The sequence below is a fragment of the Kitasatospora sp. NPDC059817 genome (genome assembly GCF_042731835.1).
GTDB lineage: Bacteria > Actinomycetota > Actinomycetes > Streptomycetales > Streptomycetaceae > Kitasatospora.
In genome coordinates, this window is sequence record NZ_JBHWIR010000196.1 from 1 (window position 1) to 13,321 (window position 13,321).

The following is a 13,321-nucleotide window of genomic DNA, read 5'->3' on the forward strand; positions in this document are numbered from 1 at the left end:
GGCGCTCCCGCGCCGCGCGCGCGCCCCGGGGGGGGGGGCCCCCGGCACCCACCTACACCCCGCCCGGGCCCCGGGCGCCCCCGCCGCCGCTGTCGTACGCCCAGCAGCGGCTCTGGTTCCTCGACCGGTTCGAGCCGGGCAGCACCGAGTACACCTCGCTGTCCGTGCTGCGCCTGCGCGGAGCGCTCGACCGGGCCGCGCTGGGCACCGCCCTGGACGCCCTGGTCGCCCGGCACGAGGCGCTGCGGACCACCTTCGCCGAGCGGGACGGCCGCGCCCGGCAGGTGGTGCGCCCGCCGCAGCCGGTCGAGCTGCCGTGCGAGGACCTCGCCGGGGCGCCCCCGGCGGCCCTGGACGCGCTGCTGGAGCGGATCGCCGCCACCCCGTTCGACCTGGCCACCGGGCCCCTGCTGCGGGCCCGGCTGGTCCGGACGGCCGCGGACGAGCACGTGCTCGCGCTGGCCGTGCACCACATCGCCACCGACGGCTGGTCGATGGGCGTCCTGGGCCGTGACCTGGGCGAGCTGTACGCGGCGGCCCGCGAGGGGCGCCCGCCACGGCTGCCCGTGCTGCCCGTGCGCTACACCGACTACGCGTCCTGGCAGCGCGCGCGCACCGACCTCGCCGAGGCGGACCTCGCCCACTGGCGCCGGGCCCTGGACGGCCTGACCCCGCTGGAGCTGCCCACCGACCGGCCACGCCCGGCCGTGCGCACCCGGGACGGCGCGCTGGTCGCCTTCACCCTGCCCGCCGGGCTGACCGCGCGGCTGCGCGAACGGGGCCGGGAGGTCGACGGCACCCTCTACACCACGCTCCTGGCGGCCTGCCAGGTCCTGCTCGCCCGCTGGTCCGGGCAGCAGGACATCGCGGTCGGCACCGTCACCTCGGGCCGCGAGCAGGGCGAACTCCACGATGTGGTCGGCATGTTCGTCAACACCCTGGTGCTGCGCGGCGCCGTCCGTCCGGAGCTGTCGTTCCGCGAACTGCTGGCCGCCGCCCACGGCACCGTCCTGGAGGCGCTCGCCCACCAGGAGGTGCCCTTCGAGCGGCTGGTGGACGCCCTCCAGCCGGAGCGCGACACCAGCCGCACCCCGCTCTTCCAGGTCATGGTGGCCCTGCACAACCTCGGCGCCGAGGTGCCGGACCTGCCGGGCCTGACGGTGGAGCCGGTCACCCCGCCCGTCCACGGCGCCACCTTCGACCTGTCCTTCGACTTCGTCGAGCGCGACGGCGGCCTGACCGGCTACCTGGAGTACAACACCGGGCTGTTCGACGCGAGGACCGCCGAGCAGCTGGCCGGCCGGCTGGGCACCCTGCTGGAGGCCGTGGCCGAGGCGCCGGAGACGGCGGTCGGGGCGCTGCCGCTGATGACGGCCGACGAACGGCGCCGGGTGCTGCGGCAGGGGCGGGGCGCGCCGCTGCCCGCGCCGGACACCACCTTCCCCGCCCTGTTCGAGGCGCAGGCCGCCCGCACCCCGGACGCCACCGCCCTGGTCGCCCGGGACGCCACCCTCGACTTCGCCGCCCTCAACGCGCGGGCCAACCGGCTCGCCCGCCACCTCGCCGCCCTCGGCGCCGGCCCGGAACAGGTGGTCGCGGTCCGGCTGCCGCGCACCTCGGACCTGCTGGTCGCGCTGTTCGCGGTGCTCAAGGCGGGCGCCGCCCTGCTCTTCGTCGACCCTGACCTGCCCGAGGAGCGGGCCGCCCTCCTCCTCGACGACACCCGGCCCCGGGTGGTGCTGACCGGGCAGACCCTGCGCGAGGTGCCGTGGGCGGCGCTGCCCGCCCACGACCTGACCGACGCCGAGCGGACCGCCCCCCTGCTGCCGCAGCACGCCGCCTACCTCGTCCACACCTCCGGCTCGACCGGCCGCCCCAAGGGCGTCGTCGTCGAACACCGCCAGCTGGTCAACCTCTGCCGGGACCACCAGGAAGGCCTGGTCGCGCCGCACACCGCCGACGGGACGCGGCTGCGGGCCGCGCTCAGCGCCTCCTTCTCCTTCGACACCAGCTGGGAGGGCCCGCTGCTGCTCGCACTGGGCCAGGAGCTCCACCTGATCGACGAGGACGTCCGGCTGGACCCGCAGGCGTTCTGCGCCCAGGTCGTCGACCGCCGCCTGGACCTGGTCAACGTCACCCCCTCCTTCCTGCGCGAACTCACCGCCGCCGGACTGCTCGCCCCCGGCCCGCACCACCCGCGCCTGCTGCTGGTCGGCGGCGAGGCCGTCCCCGCCGCCACCTGGCGGGAGCTGTGCGCGGCGCACGCGGACCTCGGCGTCACCGCCTACAACATGTACGGGCCCACCGAGTGCACCGTCGACGCCGCCTACGCCCGGTGCGCGGACCACCCCGAGCGCCCCGTCATCGGCCGCCCCGGCCGCAACCTGGGCGCCTACCTGCTCGACGGCGCCCTGCGGCCGGTGCCGCCCGGCATGCCGGGGGAGCTGTACCTGGCGGGGGACCAGGTCGCCCGCGGCTACCTGAACCGGCCCGGACTGACGGCCGCCCGCTTCCTCGCCGACCCCTACGGCCCGCCCGGGGCCCGGATGTACCGCACCGGCGACCTGGCCCGCTGGGACGCGAACGGGCAACTGGAGTTCCGGGGCCGCGCCGACGAACAGGTCAAGGTCCGCGGGTTCCGGATCGAGCCCGGGGAGGTGGAGGCCGCCCTGCTCGCCCACCCGGACGTCGCCGACTGCGCGGTCGCCGCACGCGAGCACGCCGGCCGTACGGTGCTCGTCGGCTACCCGGTGCCCGCCGGCCGCCGCGTGCCGACCGCCGAGGAACTGCGGACCTGGCTGCGGCGGACGCTGCCCGACCACCTGGTGCCCGCCGCGTTCGTCCCGTTGGCCCGAATACCGCGGACCACCGGCGGCAAGACCGACCGGCGCGCGCTGCCCGCGCCGCCCGCCCAGCCCGACCGCACCACCCCGTACGTCGCGCCGCGGCCCGGTGCCGAGGAACGGCTCGCCGCGATCTGGGCCGAGGTGCTGGGCGTGGAGCGCGTCGGCACCCGGGACAACTTCTTCGCGCTCGGCGGCGACTCCATCCTCAGCATCCAGATCGTCTCCCGCGCCCGCGCCGCCGGGCTCGCCCTCACCACCAAGGACGTCTTCCGCCACCAGAACATCGCCGAACTCGCGCTGCGTGCAGGAGATCTGACGGATCATCAAGAAATCGGCGAAGCCGAGCCCGGCGAGGCGCCGCTCACCCCGATCCAGCACTGGTACCTCGACGGCCGCCGCCCCGGCGACGCCCTGCGCTTCACCATGACCCAGCGCCTGGAACTGGCCCCCGGCACCGATCCGGCGGCCCTGCGCCGGGCGGTGCTGGCCCTGGTGGAGCACCACGCGGCCCTGCGCACCCGCTTCCACCGCACCGAGGCCGGTTGGCGCCAGGAGGTGCTTCCCCAGGGGGCGGACGGCGTCTTCACCCGGCACGACGTCAGCCACCCGGACCTCACCGGCCATGACGTGGAGGCGCAGGTCCAGCGCGCCACCGACGAGGCCCAGCGCTCCCTCGACCCCGTCGAGGGCCGGGTGCTGCGCGCCCTGTTCTTCGACCCCGGCCCCCGGCAGCCGGGCCAACTCGTCCTCACCGTCCATCACCTGGCCGTGGACGGCGTCTCCTGGCGCATCCTGCTGGCCGACCTCGAAGCGGCGTACCGCACGGCCCGCGCCGGAGCCCCCGTCGCCCTGCCGCCGACCGGCACGTCCTACGGCCGCTGGGCCACCCGGCTGGAGCGGCACACCCGCGCCGGCGCCCTGGACGGCGACCTCGGCCACTGGACGCGCACCGGCGCGGCCCCGGCCGACCTGCCCGCCGGCCGCCCCGTCCCTGACACCGACGGCCCCAACGCCCCCGCCCCCAACACCCCCGTCTCCAACACCCACGCCACCGCCGCCACCGTCCAGGTGACGCTGGACGAGCGGACCACCGAGGCGCTGCTGCGCCGCGTCCCCGAGGTCTACCGCACCCAGGTCAACGACGTCCTGCTCAGCGCCCTGGGCCGCACCCTGGCCCGCTGGTGCGGCCGGGACACCGTGCTGGTCGGAGTGGAGGGGCACGGCCGCGAGGACCTCTTCGAGGACCTGGACCTCTCCCGGACGGTGGGCTGGTTCACCGCAGAGTTCCCGCTCGCCCTGCGCGTCGACCCCGACGCCGGGTGGCACGACACCCTGCGCTCGGTCAAGGAGCAGCTGCGCGCCGTCCCGCTGCGCGGACTCAGCCACGGCGCGCTGCGCCACCTGCGGCCCGGCGGCCCGCTGACCGGCACGGCGGCGCCGCAGATCGGCTTCAACTACCACGGCCAGTGGGACACCCGCGGCGGCGCCGACGGCCTGGTCCGCGGCGCGCTGCCCCCGGCCGGTCGCGACACCGACCCCGACGAGCCCCGCCCCTACCTGCTGGACATCATCGGCGCGGTCCAGGACGGCCGCCTCGAACTGGCGTGGACCTACCCCGCCGCCGTCTACGACGAGGCGACCGTCCGCGGGCTCGCCGAGGAGATGGGCGCCGCGCTGCACGAGCTGGCCGCGCACTGCGCCCGCCCGGACGCCGGCGGCCGCACCCCGTCGGACTTCCCGCTCGCCGGCCTCGACCAGGACCGGCTGGACCGGCTCGTCGGCGACGGGCGCGAGACCGACGACGTGCTGCCGCTGACGCCGCTGCAGTCCGGCATGCTCTTCCACGGGCTCGTCGACGCCGACGGCGCCTACGTCGACCGGATCGCGGTGCGCCTGGCCGGCGTCGCCGACCCGCGGGCCTTCGCCGAGGCCTGGCAGCAGGTCGCCGACCGCACCCCGGCACTGCGTTCCAGCGTTCACTGGCGCGGTCTGCCGCACCCCGTCCAGGTGGTCGCCCGGCACGCCGCACTGCCCGTCCGCCACCTCGACTGGCGCGGCCTGACGCCCGGGCAGCGCGCCGACCGGACGGAGCGGCTGCTCGCCGAGGAGCGCGCCGCCGGGATGGACCTCGCCACCGCGCCGCTCACCCGGCTGACCCTGGCCGCGCTGCCCGGCGACGAGGTCCTGCTGCTGTGGTCCACCCACCACCTGATCCTGGACGGCTGGAGCACCGGGCAGCTGCTCACCGAGGTGTGCGAGGAGTACGCCGCGCTGACCGGCGGCCCGCAGGCGCCCCGGCCGGTCCGACGGCCGTTCGCCGACTTCCTGGGCTGGCTGCACGACCAGGACGAGGAGGCGGCCGAGGCCCACTGGCGCGGCCTGCTGGCCGGATTCACCGGCCGGACCCCGCTGCCGTACGACCGCCCGCCGACCCGGGCCCACCGCGCCCGCTCCAGCGCCGCCGCCCACCGCGAACTGGACGAGACGCTCTCCCGCCGGCTGCGCGAGAACGCCGCCGCTGCCGGACTGACCGTCAACACCGTGGTGGAGGGCGCCTGGGCGCTGCTGCTGGCCCGCTACAGCGGCGGCGACGACGTGGTCTTCGGCACCACCGTGTCCGGGCGCCCGGCCGAACTGCCCGGCGTCGAGTCGATGATCGGCCTGTTCATCAACACCGTGCCGACCAGGGTCCCGATCCCCTCGGGCGGCGTGCTGCCCTGGCTGCGGGAACTCCAGGAACGCCAGAGCGACGGCCGCCGCTTCGACCACCTGGCCCTGCCGCGCGTCCAGGCCCTGAGCGACCTGCCCGCCGGGGAGCCGCTGTTCGACAGCATGGCGGTCTTCGAGAACTACCCCGTCGACGAGTCGGCCGCCGACCGGACCGGGGTGCGGGTGGTCGAGGTGCGCGCCGACGACGCCACCACCTTCCCCTGGTGCCTGCGCGCCCACCTGGCCGAGCGGCTCGGCTTCGACCTGGCCTACGACCCCGCGCTCTTCGACCACCGGACGGCCCACGGCGCGGCCGACCGCCTGGTCCTGCTGCTCACCGCCCTCGCCGACGGCCTCGACGGCGACCTCGCCGAGCTGGACCGGCTCACCCCCGCCGACCGGGAGCAGCTGGCCTCCTGGCACGGCACCGCCCGCCCGGCGGCGCCGCGCAGCCCGCTCCAGGTCTTCGCCGAGCAGGCCAGGCGCACCCCGGGCGCGCCCGCCGTGCGCGACGGCGACCGCGAACTGACCTACCGCCAGCTCGACGACTGGTCCGACCGCCTGGCGGCCCGGCTGCTGGCCGACGGCCTGGCCCCCGAAGGCCGGGTGGCGCTGCTGATGGACCGCTCCGCCGAACTCGTCGCCGCCCAGCTGGCCGTTCTCAAGGCGGGCGGCGCCTACCTGCCCGTCGACCTCCGGGCCCCCGAGGAGCGCCGCCGCGCCCTGCTCGACCAGGTCGGCGCCGCCCTGCGGCTCACCGCCGAGCAGGTAGCCGCCGCGCGCACCGGCGCGGCCGCGCCGGTGGCGGCCCTGCCGCCCGCCGACCCCGACCGGCTGGCGTACGTGATGTTCACCTCGGGCTCCACCGGGGTGCCCAAGGCGGTGGCGGTACGGCACCGCGACGTGGCCTCGCTCGCCACCGACAGCCGCTTCGCCGACGGCCGCTGCGCCCGGGTGCTGCTGCACTCGCCGGTCGCCTTCGACGCCGCCACCTTCGAGGTCTGGGCGCCGCTGCTGGGCGGCGGCTGCGTGCTCGTCGCCCCCGCCGGGCCGGTGGACGCCGCCCTGTTGCGGCGGCTCGCCGGACCGGACGGGCCGACGGCGCTGTGGCTCACCGCCGGGCTCTTCCGGCTGCTCGCCCAGGACGCGCCGGACTGCTTCGCGGGCCTGCGCACGCTGTGGACCGGCGGGGACGTGGTGCCCGCCGCCGCGGTGCGCCGCGTCCTGGCGGCCTGCCCCGGGCTGACCGTGGTGGACGGCTACGGGCCCACCGAGACCACGACCTTCGCCACCGCCCACGCCGTCGCGGAGGCGGCGGCGGTGCCCGACACCCTGCCGATCGGCCACCCCCTGGACGACCGCCGCGTGCACGTCCTCGACCGGCTCCTGCGGCCCGTCCCGCCGGGCTGCGCGGGCGAGCTGTACGTGGCCGGCGAGGGCGTGGCCCGCGGCTACCTGGGCCGGCCCGGCGAGACCGCGGCCCGCTTCCTCGCCGACCCCTCCGGACCGCCCGGCGCCCGGATGTACCGCACCGGTGACCTGGCCAGGCGGCGCCCGGACGGCACCGTCGAGTTCCTGGGCCGCGCGGACGACCAGGTGAAGATCCGCGGCTTCCGGGTCGAACCCGGCGAGGTGGAGGCCGCGCTCGCCCGCCACCCCCAGGTCACCGACGTCGCCGTGGTCACCCGCGAGGACCGGCCCGGCGCCCGGCGCCTGGTGGCCTACCTGGTCGGCCCGGCGGGCGACGAACCCGAGGAACTGCGGGCCTTCGCCGCCCGCGCGCTGCCCGACTACCTCGTCCCCGCCGCCTTCGTCCCACTCGCCGCCCTCCCGCTGAGCCGCAACGGCAAGGTCGACCGGGCGGCCCTCCCGGCGCCGGACGAGGAGCACGGGAGCGGACGCCGCGCGCGGGTCGAGCCGCGCACCGAGGCCGAACGCCGCACCGCCGAGGTCTTCGGCGACGTCCTGGGCATCCGGCCGCCCGGCGTGGAGGACGGCTTCTTCGAGCTGGGCGGCGACTCCATCCTCAGCATCCGGCTCGCCGCCCGCCTGGCCGAGGCCTTCGGCGCCGACCTCACCCCCCGCGCCGTCTTCGACCACCCCACACCGGCCGGCCTGGCCCGCCTGCTCACCGAGGAGCAGGGCCGCCCGGGCGGCCAGGGGCGCCCGCCCGTCCTCCCGGTCGCCCGCGACGGCGCCGCGCCGATGTCGTACGCCCAGCAACGCCTGTGGTTCCTGGAGGAGTTCGCGCCCGGCGGCGCCGAGTACGTCACCGCGCTCGCGCTGCGCCTGCGCGGCGCCCTGGACACCGACGCCCTCGGCGCGGCCCTGCGCGCCCTCGCGGCCCGGCACGAGTCGCTGCGCACCACCTTCGACAGTGTCGACGGCCACGGCGTCCAGCTCGTCCACCCGCCGCAGGACGTGCCGCTGCCGCTGCACGACCTGTCCGGCCTGCCGTCGCAGCCGCGGGCGGAGGCCCTGCGCGGCCTGCTCGCCGCCGAGCGGGCCCGCCCCTTCGACCTGCGCCGCGGACCGCTGCTGCGCACCGCCCTGGTGCGGCTGGGCGAGGGCGACCACGTGCTGGCCCTGACCCTGCACCACATCGTCACCGACGGCTGGTCGACCGCCGTCCTGCTCACCGATCTGGCCCACCTCTACCGCGCCGAACTCGGCTCCGAGGAAGACCGGTTGGCGCCGCTGCCGGTGCAGTACGCCGACTACGCGCACTGGCAGCGCACGGTCGGCGCCGCCGGGGCCGACCAACTCGCCTACTGGAAGGAGCAGTTGGCCGACGTCTCGACGCTGCGCCTGCCCACCGACCGGCCCCGGCCCGCGGTGCGCACCACCAACGGGGCCACCGCCCGCCTGGAACTGCCCGCCGACACGGCCCGCCGACTGGCCCGGGTCGGCCAGGAGCGCGGCGCCACCCTGTTCACCACCCTGGTCGCCGCCGCACAGGCCTACCTCGCCCGGCTCGGCGGCGACCAGGACATCGCCGTCGGCACCGTCACCTCCGGCCGCGAGCAGGCGGAGACCCAGCGCCTCGTCGGCTTCTTCGTCAACACCCTGGTGCTGCGCTCGCGGGTGGAACCCGGGCAGCCCTTCGGCGACTTCCTCGGCGAGGTCCGGCAGACCGTCCGGGACGCCTTCGCGCACCAGGACGTGCCGTTCGAGCGCGTGGTCGACGAGGTGCAGCCGGTGCGCGACACCAGCCGCAGCCCGCTCTTCCAGGCCCTGGTCGTCCTCCAGAACACCCCGGCCGCCGACCTCGACCTCCCGGGCCTGCACGTGACCGACGTCGAGACCGACACCACGCAGGCGGCCTTCGACCTCGCGCTGGAGTTCGCGGAGGCCGACTCCGGCGCGCTGCACGGCCTGATCACCTACAACACCGACCTGTTCGACCCGGCCACGGCCGAGCGGATGGCCGGCCAGCTCGCCACCCTGCTGACCGCCGTCGCCGAGGACCCGGATCGCGCCATCGGTGCGCTGCCGCTGGCCGGCGGCGACCAGCTGGCGGCCGAACTCGACCGGGCGCGCGGCACCTTCCGGCCCGTCCCCGAGGCGACCCTGGCCGAACTCTTCGAGCGCCAGGCCGCCCGCAACCCCGACGCGGTGGCGCTGCTCGACGGCGGTCGCGAGCTGAGCTACGCCGAGGTGGAGCGGGCGGCCAACCGGCTGGCCCACCGGCTCATCCGGCGCGGCGTGGGGCCGGAGCGGCTGGTCGCCCTCGCCCTGCCCCGCTCGGCGGCGGCGGTGGTGGCCCAGCTCGCCGTGGCCAAGGCCGGCGGCGCCTTCCTCCCGGTGGACCCGGACTACCCGGCGCCCAGGCGGGAGTTCATGGTGCGCGACGCGGGCGCCCACCTGGTGCTCGACGACCCGGCCGAGGTGTGGTCCGCCGACGGGCCGCAGACCCCGCCCACCGACGCCGACCGCGCCACCGCGCCGACCGATGCCGACCGCGACACCGCTACCGCGCCCACCGATGCCGACCGCGCCACCGCGCTCACCCCCGGACACCCGGCCTACGTCATCTACACCTCCGGATCGACCGGCACGCCCAAGGGCGTCCTGGTGACCCACGCCGGACTCGCCGCCTTCGCGGCGGCCGCCGCCGAGCAGTACGCCGCCGGCCCCGGGGCCAGGGTGCTCCAGTTCGCCTCGCCCAGCTTCGACGCCTCCGTCCTGGAGCTGTGCGTCTCCCTGCTCAGCGGGGCCACCCTGGTCACGGGGGAGGAAGGGCCGCTCGTCGGCGAGCGCTTGGCCGAGGTCCTGGCCGAACGGCGCATCACCCACGCCCTGATCCCCCCGGCGGCCCTGGCCACCGTGGACCCGGAGACGGCCGCGACCCTGCCCGCCCTGCGCACCCTGGTCGTCGGGGCGGAGGCCTGCCCGGCCGACCTGGTCGACACCTGGGCCCCCGGCCGCCGGATGATCAACGCCTACGGCCCCACCGAGGCCACCGTGGTCGCCACCTGGACGGGCCCGCTGTCGCCCGGCACCGGCGCACCCGCGATCGGCCGCCCCGGCGGCGCCGCCCGCAGCTACGTCCTGGACGCCGCCCTGCGGCCGGTGCCGCCCGGTGTGACCGGAGAGCTCTGGCTGGCCGGCCCCGGCCTCGCCCGCGGCTACCTCGGCCGCCCGGGGCTGACGGCCGGGCGGTTCCTCGCCGACCCCTTCGGCGCGCCGGGCGAGCGGATGTACCGCACCGGCGACCTCGCCCACCGGGACGCCGACGGCGAACTGCGCTTCGCCGGCCGCGTCGACGACCAGGTCAAGCTGCGCGGCTTCCGGATCGAACCGGGCGAGATCGAGAGCGCGCTGCGCCGCAGCCCCCTGGTGCGCGACGCCGTCGTCACCGTGCGCGCCGACGCCCCCGGGAGCGGTACGGGCTCCGGGGCCGGCCGGCTGGTCGCCTACGTCGTCCCGGCGGTCGGTGCCGTACCGGTCGGGGCCGCACCGGAGGGGGCCGGAGACGGCGACGGCGAGGCCGCTGCGAGGCTGCCCGCCGCCGAACTGCGCGCCCACCTGGCCGGGTTGCTGCCGCCGCACCTCGTCCCGTCGGTGTTCGTACCGTTGGAACGGCTGCCGCTCACCCCGAACGGCAAGCTCGACCGGCGGGCCCTGCCCGAACCGGGGCCCGCGCAGGCCGCGGCCGGTCCGCGCCGGGAGCCGGGCACCGACACCGAACGCCGGATCGCCCGGATCTGGGCCGACGTCCTGGGCATCGAGGAGGTCGGCGCCGACGACAACTTCTTCCTGCTCGGCGGCGACTCCATCCTCAGCATGCAGGTGGTGTCCAGGCTGCGCCGGGACGGCCTGTACCTCGCCACCCGGGAGCTGTTCACCCACCAGACGGTGGCCGAACTGGCCACCGTGGTGCGCACCGCCCCCGACCGCGAGGACGACGGCCCGGTCACCGGGGACGTGCCGCTCACCCCCATCCAGGAGTGGTTCCTGACCACCCCGCGCGCCGCCCACCACCACTTCAACCAGTCGACCCTGCTCGAACTCGGTGCCGACCCCGATCCGCGGGCACTGCGGGCCGCGCTGGACGCCCTGCTCGAACACCACGACGCCCTGCGCCTGCGCTTCACCCACGACGAGACGGGCTGGCACCAGTTCAACCCGCCGCCCGCCCCCGCCGAGGACGTCCTCGTCCGGTACGACCTGGCCGGGCAGAGCGCCGAGGCCGCCGACGCGGCGATGGCCAAGGCGGCCGACGAACTGCACGGCGGCTTCGACCTGGCCCGGGGCCCGCTGCTGCGGGCGGCCCTGTTCACCGGCGCCCCGGACCGCCCGGCGCTCCTGCTGCTGGTCGCCCACCACCTGGTCGTCGACGCCGTCTCCTGGCGCCTGCTGCGCGACGACCTGGAGAGCGCCTACCGGCAGGCCGTCCTGGGCACGCAGATCACGCTGGGGGAGCGCGGCACCTCCTACCGGGACTGGGCGCTCCGGCTCGCCGCCCATGTCGCCGACGGCGGCCTGGACCACGAACTGCCCTACTGGGACGAGGCGGTGAGCGCCGCCGAGGCCCTGCCCGGCCGACCCGCCGAGCCCGGTGCCGCTGACCCCGGTGCCGCCGAGCCCGGTGCCGCCGAGACCGCGACGGTCACCGTCGAACTGGACGAGGAGGACACCGAGGCACTGCTGCGCGCGGCCCCGGCGGCCTACCGCACCCGCGTCAACGACGTGCTGCTGACCGCCCTCGCCCTGGCACTGGCCCGCTGGACCGGCCATGAGCGGATCCGGCTGGACCTGGAGGGGCACGGCCGGGAGGACGTCGTGGAGGGCGTGGACCTGTCCCGCACGGTCGGCTGGTTCACCACCATGCACCCGGTCACCTTCCACGTCCCCGACCCCGAGGACCTCGGCCCGGACCGCGACTGGCGCGCCCTGGTGAAGTCGATCCGCCGCCAGCTGCGCGCCGTGCCGGGCAACGGGCTGGGCTTCGGCGCCCTGCGCACCTTCGGTCCGCCCGAGGTCCGCGAGCGCCTCGCCGCCGGCGCGCACGGCCAGGTGGTCTTCAACTACCTCGGCCAGTGGGACGCGCGGCCCGAGACCGCCGGCGACGGCCTGGTCCGCGCCGAGCACGGCTCCTTCGGGCAGGACCACGACCCCCGCGACGGCGGCTCGCACCCGGTGGAGGTGGTGGGCGCGGCGCAGCACGGGCGCCTCGCCTTCACCTGGCACCACCGCCCCGCCCTCCACGACACGGCGACCGTGCGCCGGGCGGCCGAGGAGTTCGCCCTGGCGCTGCGGCACATCGCCCGGCACGCCCGGGGAGGACGGTGACGGCCGCCCACCCGCCGCTGAAAAGACCACCGCCGCAAGACCACCGCCGCAAGACCACCGCTGGAAACCCGACAACGACGAAGGAGCACGACATGGACGAGAACACCCGCTACCAGGTGCTGCGCAACGACGAGGAGCAGTACTCCCTCTGGCCGGTCGACCTCGACGTGCCCGCCGGCTGGCAGCCCGTCGGCCAGGAGGGCACCGAGGCGGAGTGCACCGCCTACGTCGACGAGGTGTGGACCGACATGCGGCCGCGGAGCCTGCGCGAGCGCATGGAGAACGCCGGATCCTGACCGGCCGCAGTACTTCCGTCCCACGACAACCCCGAGGAGCTGACCGTGACCCCTTCGCTGCGCACCGAACACCTGGAGTTCATCCCCTACCGGGCCGAGGACGAGGACGCCTTCGTCTCCCTCCTCCGCAACGCTGACGTGTGCAGCTGGATGGGCCAGGACCTGGTCCCCGAGCCGCAGATCCGCGCGCTGTTCCGCGCGATCCTGACCGACGTGTACCCGCAGCAGCTCTTCGACGTGTGGGGCCTGTGGCTGGACGGGAGGTACGCGGGCCACGCCGAGGTGAAGAAGACCGGGAACGTCGACGGCCACGAGCTGGTCACCGCCCTCGCCCCGGAGTTCTGGGGCCGGGGCCTGGGTACCGAGGTGGTCCGCGGCCTGATCCGGTACGCCGCCGACGAGTTGGGGCTCAAGGAGGTCTACGGCATGGTGGGCGCGGAGAACGCCCCGAGCCTGGCGATGTCCCGGCGGCTGGGCTTCCGGCACCTGCGCGACGTCGTCGGGGACGACGGCTCGGTGACGAAGGTGGTGGCGCTCTCGACGACCGGCCAGGCCTGACCGGGCCCGGCCGGGTATGACCGCGGCCCCCGGCGCGGCCGGTCGCGCCCCCGGGCGGGGACGGGCGTGCCCCCGCAACCCAGGGGCTTATAAAAAAATGAAGCTGGCGCCCACAAA

The 13,321-nt window shown here is 76.6% G+C and carries 3 protein-coding genes; all 3 read left to right on the plus strand.

Annotation, left to right across the window (positions count from 1 at the left end):
- Positions 1–89 precede the first annotated feature (89 nt).
- The gene (locus ACFV61_RS29815) at positions 90–12,350 is read left to right on the plus strand and encodes an amino acid adenylation domain-containing protein (protein WP_380494972.1); all 12,261 of its coding nucleotides are present in this window, start codon (positions 90–92) and stop codon (positions 12,348–12,350) included.
- A gap of 92 nt (positions 12,351–12,442) precedes the next feature.
- Positions 12,443–12,646 (plus strand): MbtH family NRPS accessory protein, encoded by a 204-nt coding sequence (locus ACFV61_RS29820; protein WP_063350451.1) that lies wholly within the window; start codon positions 12,443–12,445, stop codon positions 12,644–12,646.
- 45 nt (positions 12,647–12,691) lie between these two features.
- Positions 12,692–13,204, plus strand: a complete 513-nt coding sequence (locus ACFV61_RS29825; RefSeq protein WP_380377005.1) for a GNAT family N-acetyltransferase — start codon at positions 12,692–12,694, stop codon at positions 13,202–13,204.
- Positions 13,205–13,321: the final 117 nt, after the last annotated feature.

Coding starts and splice junctions, on each gene's coding strand:
- ACFV61_RS29820 (WP_063350451.1), top strand. CDS start 12,443: ATGGACGAGAACACCCGCTACCAGGTGCTGCGCAACGACGAGGAGCAG.